General features: G+C 73.8%; 6 protein-coding genes. 5 read left to right on the forward strand and 1 reads right to left on the reverse strand.

The window, feature by feature from the left end:
• Positions 1 to 6: 6 nt before the first annotated feature.
• The gene (locus tag AC07ZS_RS01645; protein WP_494796889.1) at positions 7 to 708 is read right to left on the reverse strand and encodes a 4'-phosphopantetheinyl transferase family protein; all 702 of its coding nucleotides are present in this window, start codon (positions 706 to 708) and stop codon (positions 7 to 9) included.
• Positions 709 to 1,069: 361 nt separating this feature from the next.
• On the opposite strand from AC07ZS_RS01645, the gene AC07ZS_RS01650 reads away from it, so the two are divergent.
• The 5 genes from AC07ZS_RS01650 to AC07ZS_RS01670 are packed head-to-tail and all read left to right on the forward strand — an operon-like array spanning position 1,070 to position 24,816.
• Positions 1,070 to 1,849, forward strand: coding sequence for a thioesterase II family protein (locus AC07ZS_RS01650; RefSeq protein ID WP_494796890.1), 780 nt, complete (start codon positions 1,070 to 1,072; stop codon positions 1,847 to 1,849).
• On the forward strand, positions 1,846 to 6,336 hold the full coding sequence (locus AC07ZS_RS01655) for a type I polyketide synthase (protein ID WP_494796891.1): 4,491 nt from the start codon (positions 1,846 to 1,848) through the stop codon (positions 6,334 to 6,336). The genes AC07ZS_RS01650 and AC07ZS_RS01655 overlap by 4 nt, the downstream gene beginning before the upstream one ends.
• Entirely contained in the window at positions 6,336 to 12,734 is a 6,399-nt protein-coding gene (locus tag AC07ZS_RS01660) for a type I polyketide synthase (RefSeq protein ID WP_494796892.1), read from the forward strand. The genes AC07ZS_RS01655 and AC07ZS_RS01660 overlap by 1 nt, the downstream gene beginning before the upstream one ends.
• A complete protein-coding gene (locus AC07ZS_RS01665; protein ID WP_494796893.1) occupies positions 12,731 to 17,107 on the forward strand; it encodes a type I polyketide synthase in 4,377 nt (1,458 codons plus the stop codon). Before AC07ZS_RS01660 ends, AC07ZS_RS01665 begins: the two co-directional genes overlap by 4 nt.
• Positions 17,104 to 24,816, forward strand: a complete 7,713-nt coding sequence (locus AC07ZS_RS01670; protein WP_494796894.1) for an SDR family NAD(P)-dependent oxidoreductase — start codon at positions 17,104 to 17,106, stop codon at positions 24,814 to 24,816. The genes AC07ZS_RS01665 and AC07ZS_RS01670 overlap by 4 nt, the downstream gene beginning before the upstream one ends.
• Positions 24,817 to 24,823: the final 7 nt, after the last annotated feature.

The raw sequence follows: 24,823 nt of genomic DNA on the forward strand, positions 1-24,823 counted from the left end.
GGTCGGCTACAGGGCCAGGTGGTGGCTGGCGTCCGCCAGGCGCGCGCAGGCGGCCAGGGCGTTGAACGGCAGCGCGAGGCTGTGCACCGCCATGCCGCAGGCCTGAGTGCCCACGCCGATCGCGGTGAACCGCGGGGCGGCCTCGATGCCCGCCTCGAACACCCCCGGCTCGATGGACAAGCCGCTGCCCAGGGCCTTCAGGCAGGCCTCCTTGCGGGTCCAGCAGCGCAGAAAGGCCTGCAGGCGGTGCGCCGGATCGACCGTGCGCAAGGCCAGGACCTCGGCCCGCGTGAAGTTGCGCTCGGCCAGCGCCTCGAGCTCGCTCATGTCGCGGGGCACTTCGATGTCGACCCCGATCGGTGCGTCGCGGCAGATCCCGATCAGGGCCCAGTCGGCGCTGTGGCTCATGTTGAAGTGGGGTTGGCCGGTGCCGGCCAGGCGCGGCTTGCCGTGCGGGCCTTCGACCCACGTCAGTGCTTGCGGGGACGCGCCGGTGGCCTGTGCCAGCAGCGTGCGCAGGGCTGTGTGGCTGGCCCGGTAGCGGCGCGCGTCGCGCTCGAAATGGAAGCGGTTGGCCTTGGCCTTTTCGGCCTCGCTCAGCAGCGCCGTCTGGTCGGGGTCGGCCGGGTCCGGCGAGCCGCCGTCCAGTTGGACCAGCCAGAGATCGATGCCGGGCGTTTCGGGTGAGGGCAGGGGCGTGGCAGTCATGAAGCGTGCCGTGTTTTCGCTGGTCGGAAAACCGGCGCCTGAATGGTCATATTTCCGGCCTGAGAGGCCCGGAGGGTGGTCTATAGTGGCACGAGCGCCTTCCCGCGCAGGCGACAATCTAATACTCCCTCACTGCTCCTGTCCGCGAGTGTGCAGAAATGCACTTAATGACAGGTGCTTGGGCGTTGTCGGGATGCTACGTTTGGTAGCATCATTTTTTCATGAGTAAGACGTGCCCGCTTCGCATGGAGGCGGGCGCCGCGAGGGACGACACGATGCAACGCTGGACCGCTCAACAACCTGATGGCGGGACCCCCGTGACCATCGGGACATCTTCTTCCGCCGTCCGCCGGAGCGTGCGATGAACAGCCTGTGGCTGCAACGCTTCGCGCCCAGGCCGCAGGCCCGGGCCCGCCTGTTCTGTTTCACCCACGCCGGTGTGGGCGCGGCGGTGTACCGGCCCTGGGTGGCCGCGCTGCCGGCCGATCTGGAAATGTGCGCCATCCAGCTGCCCGGGCGCGCCAACCGCCTGAACGAGCCGGCGATCACGCACCTGCCCGAGCTCGTCAGCGCCGTGGTGTCCGCGCTGCAACCCCATCTCGATCTGCCGTTCGCCTTCTTCGGCCACAGCATGGGTGCCGTGCTCTCGAGCGAGGTGGCGCGCGCCCTGCAGTCCACGGGGGCGCCGATGCCGCGCCACCTGTTCGTGTCCGGCCGGCGGCCGCCGCACTGGCCGAACCCCGATCCGCTGCTGCACGTGCTGTCCGACGCCGATTTCGTGACCGAGATCAACCGCCGCTACGGCGGCATCCCGCCCGAGGTGGCCGAGCACGAGGAACTGCTCGCGCTGCTGCTGCCCGCGCTGCGGGCCGACATCCACGCCCTGGAGACCCACCTGCCGCCGGCCGCCCGCACGCCGCTGGTGTGCCCGGTGACGGCGTTCGGCGGCTCGGACGATCCCCTGACGCCGCGCGCCCACCTGGACGGCTGGCGCGCGGAAACCCAGGGCGCGTTTCGCGTGCGGGTGTTCCCGGGTGACCACTTCTACCTCCAGGCTCAGAAAGATCCGCTGCTGGCCGACGTGTCGGCCACGCTGGCGCCGCTGCTGGCCGAGGTGCGGCCGCGCGAGACCCCGGCATGAGCGATCCCTCGCGCGACCCGGTGGCCATCGTCGGCATCGGCTGCCGCTTTCCCGGGGCGGTGGTCGATCCCGCGAGCTTCTGGGCCCTGCTGAGCGAGGGGCAGGACGCGATCGGCGAAATCCCGCAGAGCCGCATCGACCTCGCGCATTACTTCGATGCCCGTGCGGCCACGCCCGGGCGCATCATGACGCGCTGGGGCGGCTTCCTGAAGGGCATCGAGGATTTCGATGCCGGGTTCTTCGGCATCTCGCCCCGCGAGGCCGAGCGCCTGGATCCGCAGCAGCGCCTGCTGCTGGAGACGGCCTGGGAAGCGCTGGAAGATGCCGGCATCGACACCGAGGCCCTGAACGGCTCGGCCACCGGCGTCTTCGTCGGCCAGTGGCTGAGCGATTTCGAGAGCCGCCTGTTCGCCGACCCGGAAGGGGTCGATTTCTTCATGACGACCGGCAGCGGGCGCTATGCCTCGTCGGGGCGCCTGTCGTACCTGCTGGGCCTGCGCGGCCCGAGCCTGACGCTGGACTCCGCCTGCTCGTCGTCGCTGGCGGCGGTGCACCTGGCGGTGCGCAGCATCCGCAGCGGCGAGAGCGACCTCGCCCTGGCGGGCGGCACCAACGTCATCCTGCAGCCGCACATCAGCATCGCCTACTCGCAGAGCCGCATGATGGCGCCCGACGGCCATTGCAAGTTCGGTGACGCGAAGGGCGACGGCTATGTGCGAAGCGAAGGCGCCGGCCTCGTGGTGCTGAAGTCGCTGGCGCGCGCGCTGGCCGACGGCGACCGCATCTACGCCCTGATCGAGGGCAGCGCGGTGAACAACGACGGCCGCGCCAGCGGTTCGATGGGCACGCCCAGCCGGGTGGGCCAGGAGGAATTGCTGCGCACCGCGTACCGCGATGCGGGCCGTTCGCCCGGTGAGGTGGGCTATATCGAGGCCCATGGCACGGGCACGCGCGCCGGCGACCCGGTGGAACTGGGCGCGCTCGGCGCGGTGCTGGCCGAAGGCCGGGCGCCCGGCCTGCGCGCCAGCGTCGGCTCCGTCAAGACCAACTTCGGCCACACCGAAGGCGCGGCGGGGGTGGCCGGCCTGATCAAGGCGGCCTTGTCCCTGCACCACGGTGCGATCCCGCCCAGCCTGCATTTCGTCGATCCCAATCCGACCGTGCCCTGGAGCGAACTGCCCCTGAGCGTGCCGACGGCGCTGGCCGCCTGGCCGGCTTCGCACACCCCGCGTGTGGCTGGCGTGAATTCGTTCGGCATCGCGGGCACCAACGCCCACGTCGTGCTTCGGGAAGCGCCGGCAGCGCCGGTGAAGGCGCCGGCCGCGCACCCCGGCGCGGCGGTGCTGCTTCCGCTGTCGGCCAGAAGCCCGGAGGCCTTGCGTGCGCTGGCCTCGCGCCACGCCGAGCGGCTGGCGCGGCCGGATGCCCCGGCGCTGCAAGACCTCTGCCAGGCGGCCGGTTTGCGGCGGGCGGCGCTGGAGGTCCGCGCGGCCTTCGCGGCGGCGGATGCGGGCTCGCTGCGCGAGGCCTTGCAACGGTTTGCTTCGGGCGAAGGCGAGGCGGTCCACGCACGCCCGGGCGAGCGGCCCAGGCTGGCCTTCGTCGTGCCCGGCCAGGGCGCGCAATGGAGCGGCATGGCGCGGCAGCTGATCGCCGACGAGCCCGTGTTCCGCGACACCCTGATGCAGTGCGACGCCGCGGCGCGGCCCCACCTGGACGTGTCCCTCCTGGCCGCGCTGCAGGCCGAACCCGGCACCGCCGACGCGCCGCTCGACCGCATCGACGTGGTGCAGCCGGTGCTGGTGTCCCTGGCCATCGCCTACGCGGCGCTGCTGCGCTCCTGGGGCATCGAGCCCGACGCGGTGGTTGGCCACAGCATGGGCGAGGTGGGCGCGGCCTGCATCGCCGGCGTGCTCGACATCGGGCAGGCCATGCAGGTGGTGTGCGCGCGCAGCCGGCTCATGCGCCGCGTCAGCGGCGCGGGCGCCATGGCCCTGGTGGACCTGTCGATGGACGATGCGCACCAGCGCCTCCAAGGCCTGGAAGACCGCCTGTCCGTGGCGGTGAGCAACAGCCCGCGCTCCAGCGTCATCTCGGGCGAGCCCGAGGCCGTCAAGGCCGTGATGGCCGAACTCGAACGCGAACAGATCTTCTGCCGCCTGGTGAAGGTGGACGTGGCCTCGCACAGCCCGCAGATGGAGCCGCTCGCGCAGGAACTCGCGCAACAGCTGGCCGACCTGTCGCCCTCGGCCGCGAACAGCCCGCTGTACTCCACCGTGCGCGCGCGCCGCGTCGAGGGCAGCGAGATGCCCGCCGCCTACTGGGCGGACAACCTGCGCCGCCCGGTGCTGTTCTCGCACACCGTGGCGCAGATGCTGACCGACGGCATCACCGTGTTCGTCGAACTCGGTCCGCACCCCGTGCTGCTGCCTTCGGTGCAGCAGACCGCGCAGATCGCCGCGCGCGACATCGCCACCGTGGCCTGCGGCCACCGCGACGAGCCGGCCAGCCTTGGGGCCCGGGCGGCGCTGGGCGCCCTCTGGGCGCAGGGCGTTCCGGTGAACTGGCGCACCGGCCAGCCGGGCTCGGGCGCCTGGGTGGACCTGCCGTCCTACCCCTGGCAGCGTGAGCGGCACTGGGTCGACGCCGCCGACCTGCCGAGCACCGGCGCGGCGGGCCGCACCGCCAAACCCGACCCGGCGTCGCTGGACTGGCTGCACCGGCTGGCCTGGCGCGCGAGCGACCCGAGCCACGAGCGCACCGCGCGCCCCTCGCACTGGCTGGTGGTCGGCGATGCCGGTGATGTCCTGGCGGCCGCGCTGCGCGCGGCGGGCATGCAGGTTCGCCGGGCGGAGTGGTCCGGCCTGGACGCCGCGCTCGCCGAGCCTTGCGACCATGTGGTGCTGTGGACGACCGAAGAAGACGCGACGCCGTTCCTGCCCCTGCGCGCACTGCGTGCCCTGCGCGACGCGGGTGCCACCGCCCGCCTGTGGTTCATCACGCGGGGGGCCCAGGCGGTCGAGCCGGGCGAGCGCTTGCAGGTGCGGCAGGCCGCGCTCTGGGGCAGCGCCCGCGTGCTCGCGCAAGAGCACCCCGAACACTGGGGCGGCCTGATCGACCTCGGCGCGGATGTCGATGCCGCTTCGCTGGCGGACCACCTTCTGTGCGGCGACGGCGAAGACCAGGTCGCCTGGCGCGGGCGCTACCGCCACGTGCTGCGCCTGGCGCGCGCCGAATCCGAACGCCCGGTGCAGCCGTTTGCCTGGCGCGCCGATGCGGCCTACCTCATCACCGGTGGCCTGGGCGGCGTGGCTGGCCACGTGGCGCGCGCCATGGTCGAAGGCGGCGCGCGGCGCCTGGTGCTGCTGGGCCGCACCCCCTTGCCCGAGCGCGCATGCTGGGCCGCCCTCGACCCGGCCAGCGCCGAAGGCCGGCGCGTGGCGTCCGTGCGCGCGCTCGAAGCGCTGGGCGCCTCGGTGCATGTGGCCGCGGTGGACGTGGTCGACCGGGACCAGTTGCAAGCCTTTCTCGCGCGCTACCAGGCGCAAGCCTGGCCGGCAATCCGCGGCGTGGTGCACGCCGCGGGCAGTTTCGACAACCGGCTGGCCAGCCAGATGGACCGCGCGGCCTTCGACGCGGTGCTGCAGCCCAAGCTGCAGGGGGCGCAATGGCTGGACCAGTTGCTGCCCGAGCTGGATCTGTTCGTCATGTTTTCCTCCACCGGCGCCCTGGTGGCGCAGGCGGGGCAGGCCAACTACGCGGCCGCCAATGCCGGGCTGGACGCGCTGGCGCAGGACCGCCGCGCGCGCGGCCTGCCCGCGCTCAGCATCGCCTGGGGCGTCTGGGCCGGGACCGGCCTGGTGCAGGACGAGGCCGGCGCCCAGAACGTCGCGCAGATGGAACGCCAGGGCATCCGGGCCTTCGAGCCCGCCCAGGGCGCCGCGCTGTTCCCGTGGCTGTGCCAGCGCAGCGAGGCGCACCTGATGGTGCTGCCCATGGACTGGGCGGTGTTCGCGCAAGCGCGGGCCGGCCGGCCTGAAGCGGTGTACCGCGACATGCTGGCCGCCGTGCCGGCCGCCCCGGTTGCCACCACCGGCCTGGGCGAGCAGCTCGCCACGGCGCCGCCCGCCGAGCGGCGGCGCCTGCTGGAGGGCGTGGTGAAGGAAGCCGTGGGGGCCGTGCTGCGCATCGCACCCGCGCGCCTGGATCCGCGCAAGGCTTTGGGATCGATGGGACTGAATTCGCTGATGGCCATGGAATTGCGCAACCGCCTTGAAGCCGCCACCGGCCGCTCGCTCTCCGCGACGCTGGCCTGGAACTACCCCACGGTGGAAGCGCTGGCGGCGCACCTGGCCGGCGGCGATGCCGCCGCGCCCGCGTCCACGCCGGCTGCCGCCCCGGCGCAGGCCGTGCCCGTCGTGGCCGCCCTGTCCGATGAAGACGCCTTGCTGGCATTGCGCGGCAACCGCCGCCGGGGAGGGGGTTGATGGCATCCGACGCACTCAAAGGCCTGTCCGCGCTCAAGCTCGCCCTGATGGCGCGGCAGGTGCGCGAATCGGCCGAACCGGTGCTGCGCGCCGACCCCATCGCCGTCGTCGGCATGGGCTGCCGCGCGCCCGGCGGCGTGGATTCGCCGGCCGACCTGTGGGCCCTGCTGAGCGAGGGCCGCGAGGTCATCCGCGAAGTGCCCGCCGACCGCTGGGACGGTGACGCCTGGTACAGCCCCGACGCCGCCGCGCCCGCGAAATCGCTCACCAAATGGGGCGGCTTTCTTGACCGCATCGACGGCTTCGACGCCGCGTACTTCGGCGTGCTGCCGCGCGAGGCCGAGCGCATGGATCCGCAACAGCGCCTGCTGCTCGAAGTCGCCATCGAGGCGCTGGACGACGCCGGCCTGTCCGAAGCGCACCTCAAGGGCAGCCGCACCGGCGTGTACATCGCGAGCTACCACAACGACTACGCGCAACTGCAGCACAACGACCTTGCGGCCATCGACGCGCGCACGCTCACCGGCACGCTGCACAGCGTGGTCGCCAACCGGCTGTCCTACCTGCTGGACCTGCGCGGCCCGAGTCTCTCGATCGACACCGCCTGCTCGTCCTCGCTGGTGGCGATCCACCTGGCCTGCCAGAGCCTGCGCAGCGGCGAGAGTGACCTGGCGGTGGCTGGCGGCGTGTCGCTCATGATCTCGCCCGAGCTGATGGTCTCGCTGTCCAAGGTCGGCTTCATGGCGCCCGACGGCCGCTGCAAGACCTTCGACGAATCGGCCGACGGCTTCGGCCGCGGCGAAGGCTGCGGCGTGGTGGTGCTCAAGCGCCTGGCCGACGCGGTGGCCGACGGCGACCGCGTGCTCGGCGTGCTGCGCGGCTCGGCCGTGAACTCCGACGGCCACTCCACGCTGCTGGCCGCGCCCAACGGCCTAGCCCAGCAGGCCATGGTGCGCGAGGCGCTGGACAACGCGCAGCTCGAACCGCAGCGCATCGGCTTCGTCGAGGCCCACGGCACCGGCACGGCGCTGGGCGACCCGATCGAGGTGGAGGCCCTGGCCGCCACCGTGGGCCAGCCCGCGCCGGGCGCGGGCACCTGCTACATCGGCGCGGCCAAGGCCAACATCGGCCACCTCGAAGCCGGCGCCGGTGTGGTCGGCCTGATCAAAACCGTGCTCGCGCTGCAGCACGAGGCGATCCCGCCGCAACCCAATTTCACGCGCCTGAGCCACCACATCTCGCTGGCCGGCACGCGGCTGGCCGTGCCCACGGCGCTCACGCCCTGGCCGCGCGGTGCCCAGGCGCGCTGCGCCGCCGTGAGTTCCTTCGGCGTGGGCGGCACCAACGCCCACGTGATCGTGGAAGAGGCCCCGGCGCTGCCGGCCGAGCCGTCCACCCTGGCCGCCGATGCCTGGCACCTGCTGCCCCTGTCGGCCCGCAGCCCCGAGGCGCTGCGCGCCGTGGCGCAGCGCTGGGCCGGCTTCCTCACCCAGAGCGGCACCGCGCTGCCCGACGCCGTGTTCACCGCCGCCGAGCGCCGCACGCACCACGACCAGCGACTGGCCGTGGTCGGCCAGTCCGCGCAGGAACTCGCCGCGCGCCTGGGCCGGTTCGCGCTGGGCGAAGACGCGCCCGGTGTGGCCAGCGGCCAGCGCTCGTCCATCGCGCTGCCGCGCGTGGCCTTCGTGTTCTGCGGCCAGGGGCCGCAGTGGTACGCCATGGGGCGCGAGCTGCTGGGCAGCGAACCCGTGTTCCGCGACGTGGTGGCCGAGTGCGACGCGCTGCTGCGACCGCTCTCGGGCTGGTCGCTGCTCGACGCGCTGAACGCCGACGAAGCCCACTCGCGGCTCAACGAAACCGAGGTCGCACAGCCGGCGCTGTTCGCGCTGCAGGTCGCCCTGGTGGCGCTCTGGAAGTCCTGGGGCATCGCGCCCGACGGCCTGGTCGGCCACAGCATCGGCGAGATGGCCGCGCTGCACGCCGCGGGCGTGCTCACGCTGCCCGACGCGATCCGCGTGGTCTGGCACCGGGGCCGCACCATGCAGCAGGCCACCGGCCTGGGCCGCATGGCCTCGGTGGGCCTGGGCGCCGAAGCGGCCGACGAATTCGTGAAGCCGTGGAACGGGCAACTGTCCGTGGCCGCGCTCAACGGGCCGCGCAGCGTGGTGCTCTCGGGCGATGCGAAGGCGCTGGACGAGGCGCTCGACCAGCTCAGCGCGCGCGGTGTGGCCCACCGCATGCTGCCGGTGCAGTACGCCTTCCACAGCGCGCAGATGGCGCCGTTCCAGCAGCGGCTCACCGACGAACTCGCGGGCCTGCGCTGCGTGGCCCCGAACCTGCCGGTCTACTCCACCGTCACCGGGGCCTTGCTCGAATCGACACCGCTCGACGTGGCCTATTTCGGCCGCAACGTGCGCCAGACCGTGCGCTTCGCCCCGGCCATCCAGGCCATGGCCGACGATGGCTTCGACGTGTTCCTCGAAATCGGCCCGCACCCGGTGCTGGGCGCCTCGATCGCCGAATGCCTGGCCGGTGCCGACCACGAGCCCCGTTTGCTGGCCTCGCTGCGGCGCGGCAAGCCCGAGCGCGAAACCCTGCTGCAGGCGGGTGCCGGCCTGTACGCCGCCGGCTTCATGCCGGCCTGGGATGCGCTGCAGCCCGAAGGCGGGCAGGTGGTGCCGCTGCCGGCCTACCCCTGGCAGCGCAAGCGCCACTGGATTCGCCCGCGCCCGGTGGCGAACGCTTCCGTGCCGTCGGCACCCGGCGCACATCCCTTGCTGGGCCGGCGCGTGCCCATGGCCAGCCAGCGGGTGCGCGTGTACGAAGGCGATGCCACCGCCGCCCACGGCTGGCTCGCCGACCACCGCATCTTCGACCGCCTGCTGATGCCCGCCGCCGCCATGATGGACCTGCTCGGCGCCGCCGCGCGCGATGCGCTGCGCGCCGACGCGGTGCGCCTCACCGGCTTCACGCTCTCGCGCCCGCTGGTGATCGCCGAAGCCGGCGAGCCGGCGACGCGCTGGCAGGTGTCGGCCGCGCTGGACGAGGGCGGTGCCGTCGATCTCGAACTCCACCAGGCACTGGAAGGCGATGCCTGGCAGCCCGTGGCAAGCGCCCGCGCGGTGGCCGCGAACGGCGCCGATGCGGCCGATGCCGTGGCCACCGGGCAGCCTGTGGACGCCTCGTCGGTCTACCAGCGCTTCGCCGAACTCGGCGTGGCCTTCGGCCCGGGGTTCCGCGTGCTGCAGGACGTGACGGCCGGCCCCGGCGTGGCGGCCGGGTGGGTCGAGTTGACCGATGTGGGACCCGGCCATGCCTTGCACCCGGTGCTGATCGACGGTGCGCTGCAACTCTGTTCCGTGGCCGCGGGCCACGCCGCCGGCGGCCTCCCGCCCAGTCTCTACCTGCCGCTGGGGGTCGACGACCTGATGCTGCGCCCGACGGCGTCCCGGCGCCTGCGCGCGTCGGCCCGTGTGACCGACACCGGCAGCTCACTCACCGCGAGCGTCACCCTCTGCGAGCCTGACGGCACCGTGGTCGCCCGCCTGGACGGCATGCGCTTCGCCCCGGCCGACGCCAGCGCCTTCGCGGCCGCCGAGGCCGGCGACGGTCTGTTGTACGACCTGAGCTGGCAGCCCCAGCCCTTGGCCGCCGCCACCGCGGACCTGCAAGGCCGGTGGCTGCTGCTCGCCGACCGCGGCGGTGTGGCCGACCAACTCGCGGACCGCCTGGCGCAGGCCGGCGCACACTGCGTGCGCGTGCGGCCTGGCGATGCCGTGGACGCCACCGGCCCCTGGCGCGGTGTGGTGCACTTGGCGAGCCTGGACGCGGCACCGCTCGATGGCGCCGACGAACACGACGACGGGTTGACCGTGGGCAGCGCGCTCGCGCTGGTGCAAGGCCTGGTGGCCACGCCCGCGCCGCTGTGGCTGGTGAGCCGGGGCGCGCAGGCGGTCAGCGGGCACGAACCCGCCGACACCCTGCGCCCGCGCGCGGCCGGCCTCTGGGGCCTGGCGAGTGTGGTGGCGGTCGAGCACCCGGAGCTGCAGGTCCACGCCATCGACCTCGACCCCACCGACGCCGCGAACGCGGCCCTGAACCTGTTGACCGAACTGCGGCAGCCGCCGACGTCGCCGCAGCGCATCGCCCTGCGCGGTGCGCAGCGCTGGTCGGCCCGGCTGGTGCGCCACCGCCAGGCCGAGGCGCGCCGCGACGAACCGCGGCGCTGGGTCGTGGCCCAGGCCGGCACGCTCGACGGCGCGCAGCTCCAGGCCGCCCCGCCTGCGGCCTTGCAGGCCGGCGAGGTGCGCCTGAGCGTGCGCGCGGCCGGCATCAACTTCCGCGACGTGCTGCTCACCCTGGGCATGTACAGCGCGCCCGGCGTGCCGCTGGGTGCCGAGTGCGCCGGGGTGGTCACCGAACTCGGCGCGGGCGTGCAAGGGCTGGCGCTGGGCGACACCGTGTTCGGTTTCGCGCCCGGCAGCCTGGGCACCGATGTCACCGTGCCGGCGGCCTTTGTCGCCAAGCTGCCGGCCGGCGTGTCGGTGGAAGATGCCGCGGCCCTGCCGGTGGCCTTCCTCACCGCCCACCACGGCCTGCACCGGCTCGCGAACCTGCAAGCGGGCCAGCGCGTGCTGATCCATGCCGCCGCCGGCGGTGTGGGCCTGGCCGCGGTGCAGCTCGCGCTGCGCGCGGGCGCCCAGGTGTTCGCCACGGCGGGCTCGCCCGACAAGCGCGAGCGGTTGCGCCAGATGGGTGTGGCCCTGGCGATGGACTCGCGCTCGCTCGCCTTCGCCGACGAGCTGCGCGCCGCCACGAACGGGCAGGGCGTGCACGTGGTGCTCAACTCGCTGGCGGGCGATTTCATCCCCGCCACGCTGGGCGCGCTGGGCCAGGGCGGGACCTTCCTGGAACTGGGCAAGCGCGACATCCTCACCGTGGCGTCCGCCGCCGCGCTGCGGCCCGACGTGCGCTACCACGCCTACGACCTGGGCTCCGAAGCCCAGGCCGATCACGGGCTCTTGCGGCCCATGTTCAACGACCTGCTCGCGGCCTTCGCCGACGGCAGCCTCTCACCCTTGCCGGTGCGGGCCTACCCGCTGGAGAGCGCGCCCGAGGCCTTCCGCTTCATGGCGCAGGCCCGGCATGTGGGCAAGCTCGTGCTGCGCGTGGCGCAGCCGGCGGCCATCGCGGCCGACGCCACCTACTGGATCACCGGCGGCCTGGGCGGCCTGGGCCTGGAAACCGCGCGCTGGCTGGTCGCTTCGGGTGCTCGCCACCTGGCGCTCAGCGGCCGTTCCGCCCCCGGCGAGCAGGCGCGGGCGGTGATCGCCGAACTGCGCGCGCAAGGCGCGACCGTGAATACCTTCGAGGCCGACGCCGCCGACCGCGAGCGCATGGCACAGGTGCTCGACGAGCTCTCACGCACCCTGCCGCCGCTGCGCGGTGTGGTGCACGCCGCCGGCGCGCTGGACGACGCGGTGCTGCTGCGCCAGACCTGGCCGCGCTGCCAGGCCGTGCTGCGCGCCAAGGCCCACGGGGCCTGGGTGCTGCACGAACTCACGCGACACCTGCCGCTCGACCTGTTCGTGCTGTATTCCGCCGCCGGCCTGTGGCTGGGCGCCGCGGGGCAGGGCGCCTACCCGGCCGCGAACGCCGAGCTCGATGCCCTGGCCCATGCGCGCCGCCGCCAGGGCCTGGCGGCCTTGAGCGTGGCCTGGGGCGCCTGGGCCGAGGTCGGCATGGCCGCGCGCTCAGCCAGCGGCGGCCACGATGTGTGGGCCGCGCGCGGCCTGGGTCAGCTCACGCCCGCCACCGGCTTCGCCGCGCTGGCGCAGCTGATGCGGGACGGCGTCGCCCATGCGCTGGTGTTGCCGATCGACTGGTCGCGCTTCCTGGCGCAACTGCCGGCCGGGGCCGATGCGGGCTTCTTCCAGGCCCTGGCCGTGCCCACCGCGACGCCGGCGGCTGCGCCCGCCGGTCCGGCGGTGCGCGAGCGCCTGCAGGCCTTGCCCGGCGGCCAGCGCCGCGCGGCCCTCATCGCCTACCTGAGCGAGCGCACCCTGCAGGTGCTGGGCCTGGAATCCACGCAGCCGCTGGACCCGCGCCTCGCGCTCAAGGAGATCGGCCTCGACTCCCTGATGGCGGTGGAACTGCGCAACGCCCTGGCGAAAGCCTTCGCGCACCCGCTGCCGGCCACGCTGCTGTTCGACTACCCCACGCTGGACGCCCTGGCCGCCAGCCTGCTGCGCACGCTGGGCCTGGAGGCCGAGGCGGCGCCCGCGACGCCGGTGGCCGTGGCGCCGCCAGCGCACGATGAACTGGCCGACCTCAGCGATGAAGAAGCCGAAGCCCTCTTGTTGAAGGAACTCGAAAGCGGGTCCTCGGAGCACACATGACAGACACCCCGCCGGGCGCCGAAGCGCTCACCCCCGTCAAGCGCGCGCTGCTCGAGATCCGCGATCTCAAGGCCCAGCTCGCGCGCGCACAGGCGGCGCTGCACGAACCCATCGCCATCGTCGGCATGGGCATGCGCCTGCCCGGGGGCGTGCACGACGCCGCAGGCTTCGCCGAGCTGCTGTGGTCGGGCACGGACGCGATCCAGGGCATTCCGGCGGACCGCTGGTCGCTGGACGCGCTCTACGCCGAAGACCCGGACGCCCCCGGCAAGATGACCACGCGCTTCGGCGGCTTCATCGACCAGGTCGACCGCTTCGACGCCGAGTTCTTCGGCATCTCGCCGCGCGAGGCCGCCAGCATGGACCCGCAGCAGCGCCTGATGCTGCAGGTGAGCTGGGAAGCGCTGGAAGACGCCGGCCATGCCGGCCCCGAGCTCGCCGGCTCGCGCACCGGCGTCTACCTGGGCGTGAGCAACAACGACTACGGGCGCGCGCTGTTCGCCCACCGCGAACTGATCGACGCCTACTTCAGCACCGGCAACGCCTACAGCGTGGTGGCCGGCCGGCTGTCCTACTTCCTCGGCCTGCAGGGGCCGGCGGTGGTGGTGGACACCGCCTGTTCCTCGTCGCTGGTGGCCCTGCACCAGGCCTGCCAGGCCCTGCGCGCGGGCGAATGCGACCGGGCGCTGGCCGGGGCGGTGAACCTGATCCTCACGCCCGAGATGAACATCAACTTCTCGCGCGCCCGCATGATGGCGCCCGACGGCCGCTGCAAGACCTTCGACGCCGCGGCCGACGGCTACGTGCGCGGCGAAGGCTGCGCCGTGCTCGTGCTGCGCCGCCTCTCCGACGCGCTGGCGCAGGGCGACCGTGTGCTGGCCGTGGTGCGCGGCAGCGCGCTCAACCAGGACGGCCGCAGCGGCGGCCTGACCGCGCCCAACGGCCCGGCGCAGGAAGCCGTGCTGCGCGCGGCGCTGGCATCGGCCCGGGTGTCGGCGAGCGCGATCGGCTATGTGGAAGCGCACGGCACCGGCACGCCGCTGGGCGACCCGATCGAGGTCGGCGCGCTCGGCGCGGTGCTGGGCGAGGGCCGCAGCGCAGCGCAGCCGCTGCCCATCGGCTCGGTCAAGACCAACATCGGCCACCTGGAAGCCGCCGCCGGCATGGCCGGGGTGATCAAGGTGGTGCTGGCGATGCAGCGGCGCGAGATCCCGCCGCACCTGAATTTCCACACCGGCAGCCCGCACATCGCCTGGGACCGCCTGCCGCTGAGCGTGCCCACGCAGGTCACGCCCTGGGCGCCGATCGAAGGCCGGCGCCTCGCCGGCGTGAGCTCGTTCGGCTTCAGCGGCACCAACGCCCACGTCATCCTGGAAGAGGCGCCCGAGCGCGCTGCCGCCCCGGCCGGCACGGGGCGACCGCTGCACCTGCTGACGCTCTCCGCGCGCGACGGCGCCACGCTGCAGGAACTGGTGCGCCGCCACGAGGCCGCGCTGGCCACGGCCACCGCCCCCCTGGCCGACATCTGCTTCACCGCCAACGCGGGCCGGGCCCACTTCAGCCACCGTGTGGCGGTGGTCGGCGCCAGTGCCGACGAGCTCCGACAGGGGCTGGCCCAGGCCGAGGCCAGCCACGTGCAAGGCGCGCAGCGCCCGCAGGTCGCGTTCCTGTTCACGGGGCAGGGCGCCCAGTACGCCGGCATGGGCCGGGCCCTGTACGACAGCGCCCCGGTGTTCCGCCAGGCGCTGGACGACTGCGCGGCGCGCCTCGCGCCCCTGTTGCCGCGTGGCCTGCTCGACGTGATCTTTGCCGCGCCCGGCGAGGCCTCGCCGATCAACGAAACCCTGTACGCCCAGCCCACCACCTTCGCCATCGAATATGCCCTGGCCGCGCTCTGGCGTTCCTGGGGCGTCGAGCCGGTGGCCGTGATGGGCCACAGCCTGGGCGAGTACGCCGCCGCCTGCGTGGCCGGCATGCTCTCGCTCGACGACGCGCTGCGCCTGGTCACCGAGCGCGGTCGCCTCACGCACGCGCTGCCCGCCAACGGTGGCATGGCCGCGGTCTTCGCCCCCGAGGCGGTGGTGACGGCCGCGTTGGCGAGCGCCGGCGGCGCGCTGACCATCGCGGCCTACAACGGCCCCGAGCATTTCGTCGTCAGCGGCCTGCGCACCGAGGTGGACGCGCTGCTGGCGCACCTGGAGCGCGCCGGTGTGCGCGCCAAGGCGCTGCGCGTGCCGCACGCGGCGCACTCGCGCTGGATCGAGCCGGTGCTGCCCGAGTTCGGCCGCGCGCTCGAAGGCGTGCGCTTCTCGGCGCCGCAGATCGCGCTGGTGTCCAACCTCACCGGCCGCTTCGCGGGCGTGGAGGAGATCGGCCGCCCGGGCTACTGGCAGGACCACATGCGCCAGCCGGTGCGTTTCGAGCAGTCCATGCAGGCGCTGACGGCCCAGGGCATCACGCACTTCATCGAGATCGGCCCGCACCCCGTGCTGCTGGGCATGGGCGCCGAATGCGCCGCCGCCTCGACGGCCGAGTGGCTGCCCTCGCTGCACCGCGAGCGCGCCGACGGGACCGACCTGCTCGAAGGCCTGCAGCGCCTGTACCTCGCGGGCGCCGACGTGAACTGGGCCGCGCTCGACGCCGGGCAGCCGCGCCAGCGCGTGGCCTTGCCGACCTACCCGTTCCGCGAGCGCCGCCACTGGATGGACGTGGTGGGCCAGCCGCCCGCCGCGGCCGACGGCGCTGCCCGCCGCTGGGACACGCTCACGCGCGCGCTCCAGCACCAGGCCGAACGCGGCCCGCTCGACCTGAACGCCGCTTCCTACCCCGCCAAATGGGCCTGCCTGGAGCGCCTGACCTCGGCGCACGCCGTGCGCACCCTGCGCGACGGCGGGCTGTTCAAGACCGCGGGCGAGCGCCACAGCCTGGCCCAGGTGCTGCAGCGCGCGGGCATCGCCGACACCTACGGCCACCTGGTGCAGCGCTGGCTGGACCGGCTGGTCGCCCAGGGCGACCTGGCGCAGGAGGGCGAGAGCTTCGTGGCGCGCGCGCCACTGGCCGCGCCCGACCTTGCCGCGCTCTGGCGCGAGGCGGACACCCTGTTCGCCGACAACCAGCCCCTGCTGGCCTACGTGCGCCACTGCGGCGACCTCGTGAGCCCGGTGCTGCGCGGCGGCGAAAGCCCGCTGGAAACCCTGTTCCCGGGCGGCGGCTTCGAGCTCGCCGAAGGCCTGTACGAGCGCTCGGCCACCATGCGCTACATCAACGCGCTGGCGGCTTCGGGCTTCGAGGCCCTGGGCGCCTCGGTGGCGCCGGGGCGCCAGCTGCGCGTGCTCGAAATCGGCGCCGGCACCGGCGGCACCACCGCCTCACTGCTGCCCGCCTTGCCGGCCGACCGCACGGCGTACCGCTTCACCGACGTGTCCGACTTCTTCATGGACCGGGCGCGCGAGCGCTTCGCGGCGCATCCCTTCGTGAGCTACGGCGTGCTCGACATGGACCGCGATCCGGCGGAGCAGGGCGTCGCGCCGCACAGTTTTGATGTCATCGTCTCGGCCAATGCGGTGCACGCCAGCAAGGACCTGCGGCTGACCCTCTCGCGCCTGCACGATCTGCTGGCCCCGGGTGGCGTGCTGCTGCTGGTCGAGTCCACCGTGCACATGGCCTGGTTCGACATGACCACCGGCCTGATCGAAGGCTGGCAGCATTTCGCCGACGACCTGCGCACCGACAACCCGCTGCTGCCGCCGGCGACCTGGCTGCAGGCGCTGCGCGACGCGGGTTTCGACGCTGCCGGTGCCTGGCCCCAGGCCGGCTCCAGCGCCGAGGTGCTGGGCCAGCACGTCATCGTGGCGCGCGCGCCGGGCGATGCGTCGGCGGGGGCGGCGGCGCAGGCCGTCGAGGTCGCCGAGACGGCCGCGGCGACGCAGACGCCGGCCCAGACCCAGGCCGGGGCCCTGCGAGAGCAGCTGGAAGCGGCCCTGCCGGGCGAACGCCTGGAGCTTTTGCGTGAATTCGTGCGCGATCGGGTCGTGCGTGTGCTGCGCCTGGACCGAAATGACACACCGGGGCGGCATGATCGGCTGATGGACCTGGGTTTTGACTCTCTGATGGCGGTGCAACTGCGCAACCAGCTGGGCACCGGCCTGGGTCTGGACAAGCCCTTGCCCGCCACCCTGATGTTCGACCACCCCACGATCGACGCCCTGGCCAGCCACCTGCTGAGCCGCCTGGCGCCGCCCGAGGCCCCGGCACCCGTGGCCACGGGCATGGAAGTTGCACCGGCACCGGCGGTGCTGGGAGAGGCCGCGGTCGCGGCCATGAGCGATGCGGAGATCGAGGCCTTGCTCCTCGACCGTCTGGGAAAAGCATGAACGACGAGCGTCCAACCCCTGCTGCGCCTCAGGAGCCGGCGGCCCTGTCGCCCCTCAAGCGGGCCTTCCTCGCCCTGGAGGACGCACAGTCGCGCCTGGCCGCCATGGAGCGCGCCGCGCGCGAACCCATCGCGGTGATCGGCCTGGGCTGCCGCGTGCCCGGCGGGGGGAACGACGCCGAGAGCTTCTGGCGGATCATGCGCGACGGCGTGGACGCCATCGGCCCCACGCCCGCCGACCGCTGGGACATGGACGCGCTCTACGACGCCGACCCGGAAGTCCCGGGTCGCATCGCCACGCGCCAGGGCGGCTTTCTCGGCCCGGTGGACCAGTTCGACGCCGGCTTCTTCGGCATCGCCCCGCGCGAAGCGCAGGGCATGGACCCGCAGCAGCGCCTGCTGCTCGAAGTGAGCTGGGAAGCGCTGGAGAACGCCGGCCAGGCACCCGACCGGCTCGAAGGCTCGCGCACCGGCGTCTACGTGGGCGTGACCGCGAGCGACTACGCCTACATGCAGCTCATGAGCGGCGACCGCTCGCTGCTCGACGCACACTTCACCTCGGGCATCGCGCACAGCATCTTCTCGGGCCGACTGTCCTACCTGCTGGGCCTGCAAGGCCCCAGCCTGACGCTGGACACCGCCTGCTCCTCCTCGCTCGTGGCGGTGCACCTGGCCTGCCAGGCCCTGCGCAGCGGCGAGTGCCGCATGGCGCTGGCCGGCGGCGTCAACCTCATCCTCTCGCCCGACCTCTTCATCGCCCTGTCGCACTCGCGCATGCTCGCGCCCGACGGCCGCTGCAAGACCTTCGATGCCTCGGCCGACGGCTTCGCGCGCGGCGAAGGCTGCGGCATGGTGGTGCTCAAGCGCCTGAGCGACGCCCAGGCCGACGGCGACCGCGTGCTGGCCGTGATCCGCGGCAGCGCGGTCAACCAGGACGGCCCCAGCAGCGGCCTGACCGCGCCCAACGGCCCGGCCCAGGAAGCCGTGATCCGCGAGGCGCTGGCCCGCGCGGGCGTGGCGCCGCACGAAGTGGGCCTGGTCGAGGCGCACGGCACCGGCACCCAGCTCGGCGACCCGCTGGAGGTGCAGGCCCTGGGCGCGGTGTTCGGCAAGGACCGCGAGCAACCCCTGTGGCTGGCCTCGGTCAAGACCAACATCGGCCACCTGGAGGCCGCCGCCGGCATCACCGGCCTCATCAAGCTGGTGCTCTCGCTGCAGCACCGCGAGATCCCGGCCCACCTGCATTTCAAGACGCCCAGCCCGCACATTCCCTGGGCCGACCACGCGCTGCGCGTGCCCACCGAGCACACGCCCTGGCAACCCATCGGCGGGCGCCGCATCGCCGGCGTGAGCTCGTTCGGCTTCAGCGGCACCAACGCCCACGTGGTGCTCGAAGAAGCACCCGAGGCCCCGGCGCTGCCGGCCCGCCCGGCGCGCACCGCGCACCTGATGGCGCTCTCGGCGCGCGACGAGACCGCACTCGCCGCCCTGGCCGCGAGTTATGCCCAGGCCGTGAACGGCCGCGACGACGCCGAACTGGCCGACATCTGCTTCACCGCCAACGTGGGCCGTTCGCACTTCGCGCAACGCGCCACCGTGCTGGCCCACAGCGTGGCCGAACTCGGCGAGCGGCTCGACGCGCTGGCGCGCGGCGTCGAGACCGAGGGCGTGAAAACCGCCCGCGTGACGCGCCGCGACCCGCCGCGCCTGGCCTTCCTGTTCACCGGCCAGGGCGCGCAGTACGCCGGCATGGCCCGAGGCCTGTACGACCGCGAACCGGTGTTCCGCGCCGCGCTGGACCGCTGCGCCGCGCTGCTGGCGCCGCACCTCGAACAACCCCTGCTGTCCGTGCTGTTCCCGGCCGGCGGCGACAGCCCGCTGCTCAACGAGACCGCCTACACGCAGCCCGCGCTGTTCGCGGTCGAATACGCGCTCACCGAATGGTGGCGCGCCTGGGGTGTCGCGCCGCAGGCCGTGATCGGCCATTCCGTCGGCGAACTCGTGGCGGCCTGCGTGGCCGGCGTGTTCAGCCTGGAAGACGCGCTGCGGCTGATCGCGGTGCGCGGCCGCCTGATGCAGGCGCTGCCCTCTGGCGGCGGCATGGCGGCGGTGTTCATCACCGAAGAACAGGCGAAGAAGGCCATCGAGCCCTACCGCGGCCGCGTGTCGCTGGGCGCGGTCAACGGCGTGGACCAGGTCGTGATCTCCGGCGTGCAGGCCGATGTGGACGCGGTCTGCCGCGAGCTGGCGGGGCAGGGCGTGCGCACGCAGGCGCTGACCGTCTCGCACGCCTTCCACTCGCCCCTGGTCGAGCCCATGCTCGACGCCTTCGAGCGCGAAGCGGCGCAACTGCGCTTCTCGCGCCCGCAATTGCGCCTGGTGTCCAACCTCAGCGGCGCGCTGGCCAGCGAGGAATTCACCCGCGCCGGCTACTGGCGCCAGCACGTGCGCGAGGCGGTGCGCTTCGGCGACGGCCTGCAGGCCCTGGCCGCGCTGCGGCCGGATGTGTGCATCGAGATCGGCCCGCACCCCACCTTGCTCACCATGGCCGGCCGCGCCTGGGGCGACACCGGACCCACGCTGATCGCCTCCCTGCGCAAGGGCCGCGACGACGGCGAGCAAATGCTCGACGCGGTCGGCGCGCTGTACCTCGCGGGTGCCGAATTGAACTGGCGCGCCGGCGGCCCGGGCCGCACGGCGGACCTGCCGTCCTACCCGTTCCAGCGCGAGCGCTGCTGGTTCCAGGCCAAGCCACCCGCGCCGGTGCCCGCGGTGCGCGGCCGGGGCACGGGCCACCCCCTGCTCGGCACGCGGTTGCGTGGCGCGGGCAGCGAAACGGTTTTTGAATCCCGCCTGAGCGCGGACGAACCTGCTTACCTGCGCGAACACCGGGTGCAAGGCCATGTGGTCGTGCCGGCCACCGCCTACCTCGACACCCTGCTGGCCGCCGCGCGCCAGCTGCTCGGCCCCGGGCCGGTGGCGGTCGAAGACATCACCGTGCAGGAAGCGATGCTGCTGGCCGACGACGGCGCCGCGCGCACGCTGCAACTGGTCTGCGCTGCGCCGCGGCAAGGCGGTGCCGTGGCGGTCACGCTCGCCAGCCTGGGCGAAGACGCCGGTGACGCCGAACCCTGGGTGGTCCATGTGTCGGGCACGCTGCGCGCGGGCGCCGCGCCGGCTTCGTCCGGCGCCCTGGCCGCCCTGAAAGCCGCCTGCGCGGAAGCGGTGGACACCGCCGGTTTCTACGAAGGTTTCGAGCGCCGTGGCCTGGACTTCGGCCCCGGCTTCCGCTCCATTCAGGCCCTGTGGCGCGGGCCCTCGCAGGCCGTGGGCGAGATCGCCCTGACCGAAGCGCTGGCCCGGGAAGCCGGCGCCTACGGCATGCACCCCGTGCTGCTCGACGGCTGCCTGCAGGTGCTGGCCGCCGCGCTGCCCACCGACGGCGAAGAAGGCCTGTACCTGCCCATCGGCATCGGCCGTTTCGCGCTGCACGGCACGCCCGGCACGCGCTGCTGGAGCCACGTGAACGTGCTCGCCAGCAGCCCCGAATCCAGCCGCGCCACCGTCACCGTCTGGCAGGCCGACGGCACGCTGGTGGCCGAACTGGCCGACGTGCAGCTCAAGCGCGTCTCGCGCGACGCCCTGGCGCGCCTGGGCGAGCGCTGGCTCGACGACTGCCTGTACGAGACCGTGTGGCGCGCCGCGCCCGCGCCGTTGCAGGACACCGCGCCGCAGGCCCCGCTGGCCGTGCTGAGCGCCCAGGCCATGCAGGCCTTGCCCGCGCTGCGCCGATCGGCGCGCCTGGACGCCTACGACACCTTCCTTCCCCAGCTCGAAGCCCTGTGCGCCGAGTACGTGGTGCGCACGCTCGCGCGCCTGGGCTGGGCGCCCGCCGTGGGTGAACAAGTCAACGAATCGGCCCTGGCCACGCGCCTGGGCGTGCAGGCGCGCCACCACCGCCTGTTCGGCCGGCTGCTGGCGATCCTGGGCGAGGTGGGCCTGCTGGCCCGCGAGGCGCCCGGCTGGGTGGTGCGCCGTGCCTTGCACGAGGCGCAGCCCGAAACCGAACTGGCTCGCCTGAAGGCGGCCTACCCGGACGCCACGGCCGAACTGGAGATGACCGGCCGCGTGGCCGCCGAAATGGCCGAGGCCCTGCGCGGCGAGCGCGAGCCCATGCAACTGCTGTTCCCCGGCGGCTCGCTGGACACCGCCGAGCGCATGTACCGCGACGCGCCCACCGCCCAGGTCTTCAACGGCCTCATGACCGAGGTCATGCTGGCCGTGATGGCCCACCAGGCGTCGGGCAGCGGCCGGCCGCTGCGCATCCTGGAAATCGGCGGCGGCACCGGCGGCACCACCGCGCGCGTGGCGCCGCGCCTGCCGGCGCAAGGTGTGGAATACACCTTCACCGACATCGGCCCGCTGTTCGTCGCGCGCGCCAAGGAACGCTTCGCCGCGCACGGCTTCATGCGCTTCGCGGTGCTCGACCTCGAACAGGACCCGCAGGCGCAGGGCTTCGATCTGCAGGGCTTTGATGTCGTCATCGCCGCCAACGTGATCCACGCCACCGCCGACCTGCGCCGCACGCTCGACCGCGTGCGCGGCCTGCTCGTACCGGGCGGTCTGCTGGCCATGCTGGAGGTGACGGCACCGCAGCGCTGGTTCGACCTCACCGTGGGCCTGACCGAAGGCTGGTGGGCGTTCGACGACACCGACCTGCGGCCCGACTACGCCACCTTGCCGCGCGAGGCCTGGCTCTCGCTGCTGGCCGATCGCGGCTTCGGCGAGTGCACGGCCCTGCCCGAAGGCGGCGGCCACCAGGGCACCATGGCCCTGCAGTCACTGCTGCTGGCGCGCGCCGCCGGCCCGGCAGCGCGCCGCTGGCTGCTGTGGGCCGACGAAGGCGGCTTGGCCGATGCACTGGCCGCCCGCCTGAGCGCGCGCGGCGATCACTGCGTGCGGGTGCGCGCCGGCGAGCGCTTCATGTCGGACCCGGAGGGCACCATCACCATCAACCCGGCCTCCGCCGCCGACCACCGCCGCGTGCTCACCGAGCTGCAGGCCGCCGGCCGCCCGGTGGACGGCGTGGTGCACGCCTGGTCGCTCGATGCCGAGCGTTGGGATGAACTCTCGTCCAGCCAGTTGAACGCCGCGCAGACCGTGGGCGCCGTGAGCGGCACCCTGCTGGCGCAGGCCCTCATCGGCCTGGGCGCGCCGCCGCCCCTGTGGTTCGCCACGCGCGGCGCCCAGCGCACCGACGACGGCGACCGCGCGCTGAACCCGGCGCAGGCGCCGGTCTGGGGCCTGGCCAAGGCCGTGGCGCTGGAACACCCCGAATTGCGCTGCGCCTGCGTGGACCTGGAAGAAGGCGCGGAGGTCGACGCCCTGCTGGCCGAGCTCGACGCACCGGCCGCCGGCCCGTCGGCACCGAGGCAGATCGCCTGGCGCGCGGGCGAACGCCGTGCCGCGCAGCTGGCGCACCTGCGCCGTGCCAGCGCCACCACCACCGGCCGCCCGGCGGCCTATCGCCTGGCGCCCGCCACCCGGGGCGCGCTCGACGAACTTGGCCTGCAGCCGCTGGAGCGCCGTGCGCCCGGTGCTGGCGAGGTCGAGATCGCGGTGGAGGCCACCGGCCTGAATTTCAAGGACGTGCTCAACGTGCTGGGCATGTACCCCGGCGACCCCGGCCCGCTGGGCGGCGAGTGCGCCGGCCGCGTGAGCGCGGTGGGCCCTGGCGTGACGCACCTGCGCGTGGGCGATGCCGTGCTGGCCGTGGCCGGCGGCAGCTTCGCCTCGCACGTGGTCGCGCGCGCCGCCTTCGTGCAGCCGCGACCGGCCGGCCTGAGCGCGGAAGAGGGCGCGTCCTTCCCGATTCCGTTCGTCACCGCCGAGTTCTGCCTGGGCCACCTGGCCGGCATGAAGGCCGGCGACCGCGTGCTGATCCACGCGGCGGCCGGCGGTGTCGGCATGGCGGCGGTGCGGCTGGCGCAGCGCGCCGGTGCCGAGGTGTTCGCCACCGCCGGCTCCGAAGCCAAGCGCGAGTTGCTGCGCGCCATGGGCGTGCCGCACGTGATGGATTCGCGCAGCGCCGACTTTGCCGACCAGGTGCTCGCGCTCACGCAAGGGCGCGGCGTGGACATTGTGCTCAACGCGCTGTCGGGCGAGCTGATCGAGGCGGGCTTCCGGGCGCTGGCCGACGGTGGCTGCTTCGTCGAGATCGGCAAGCGCGGCATCAAGACGCCCGAGTGGGTGCAGGCGCTCGACCGGGGCCTGCGCTACCACATCGTGGACTGGGGCGAGACCGGCGAGCGCGACCCGGCGCTCATCGGCGGCATGCTGGCGCGCCTGGTGGCCGAGCTGCGCGAGGGCCGCCTGGCCCCGCTGCCGCGCCATGTGTTCGCGCTGGACGAGGCCGAGCGCGCCTTCCGTTTCATGGCCCAGGCCCAACACACCGGCAAGGTCGTGGTGCGCCACGGCGCGGCCGCGCCAGCCACGGTGCACCGCGGCGGCACCTACCTCATCACCGGCGGCCTGGCCGGGCTGGGCCCGGTGGTCGCGCGCCGCTTCGCCGAACAGGGCGCGGGCCGCGTGGTGCTGATCAGCCGCCGGGGCGTCACGCCCGAGGTGGCGCCCGTGCTGGATGAGATCCGCGCGCTGGGCACGGCCGTGGTGGCCGAAGCGGTGGACGTGAGCGACGCGGACGCCCTGGCGGCGCTGCTCGCGCGCCTGCGCGCCGACGGCCCGCCGCTGCGCGGCGTGGTGCACAGCGCCGGGGTGCTCGACGATGCGGGCCTGCTGCAGCAGGACGCGGCGCGCTTCGAGCACGTCTTCGCGCCCAAGGTGCGCGGCGGCTGGCTGCTGGACCGGCTCACCCGCAGCGATGCGCTGGACTTCTTCGTGCTGTTCTCCTCCGTCGCCGCCGTGCTCGGCTCGCGCGGTCAGGCCAACCATTCGGCCGCCAACGCCTTCCTCGACCTGTTGGCCCACGAGCGCCGGGGCCGGGGCCTGCCGGGCCTGAGCATCAACTGGGGTGCCTGGACGGAAGTGGGTGCGGCGGCCGACCGCCAGCTCGCGCAGCGCCTCGCCGCACAAGGCATCGGCGCGCTCACACCGCCGCAGGGCCTGCTGGCTTTTGACCGCCTGATGGCGCAGGGCGAGGCCCAGTCCGCCGTGCTGCCGATCGAATGGCCGCGCTACCTGCAGGCCCTGGGCCTGGCGACGCCGCCGGCCTTCCTGGCCGGTGTGGCCGGGCAGGGCGCGGTGGCGGTGGCCTCCGCCAAGGCCGGCGCCACGGCACCGGCCGCCGGCCTGCGCCAGCAGCTGCAGGACGCACCGCCCGGTCGCCGGCGCCCGCTGGTGGCGGCCTTCGTGCGCGAGCGCGCGCTCAAGGCGCTGGGGGTGGACCCGGCGCGCGCGGTCGATCCGCGCACGCCGCTGGGCGAGCTCGGCCTGGACTCGCTGCTCGCGGTGGAACTGAGGAACACGCTGGGATCGGCGCTGGGGCAGACGCTCTCGGCCACCCTGCTGTTCGACTACCCGACCATCGACACGCTCACCGACTACCTGCTCAACGACGTCATCCAGCCGCCCGCCGCGCCCGAGGCGGTGGCGGCGGTCGAGGAGCCGGCCAGCATGGTGGACGCGATCGAAGACCTTTCCGACGAAGAAGTGGACCGCTTGCTCGCGCAACGCGCGCAACGCAAGGGATGAAGACGAC

It is taken from the genome of Hydrogenophaga sp. GW456-12-10-14-TSB4 (assembly GCF_059424305.1).

What these genes read in the sequence shown, in the direction of transcription:
- AC07ZS_RS01660 (WP_494796892.1), top strand. Translation starts at nt 6,336, where the DNA reads ATGGCATCCGACGCACTCAAAGGCCTGTCCGCGCTCAAGCTCGCCCTG.
- AC07ZS_RS01645 (WP_494796889.1), bottom strand. Translation starts at nt 708, where the DNA reads ATGACTGCCACGCCCCTGCCCTCACCCGAAACGCCCGGCATCGATCTC.
- AC07ZS_RS01670 (WP_494796894.1), top strand. Translation starts at nt 17,104, where the DNA reads ATGAACGACGAGCGTCCAACCCCTGCTGCGCCTCAGGAGCCGGCGGCC.
- AC07ZS_RS01665 (WP_494796893.1), top strand. Translation starts at nt 12,731, where the DNA reads ATGACAGACACCCCGCCGGGCGCCGAAGCGCTCACCCCCGTCAAGCGC.
- AC07ZS_RS01655 (WP_494796891.1), top strand. Translation starts at nt 1,846, where the DNA reads ATGAGCGATCCCTCGCGCGACCCGGTGGCCATCGTCGGCATCGGCTGC.
- AC07ZS_RS01650 (WP_494796890.1), top strand. Translation starts at nt 1,070, where the DNA reads ATGAACAGCCTGTGGCTGCAACGCTTCGCGCCCAGGCCGCAGGCCCGG.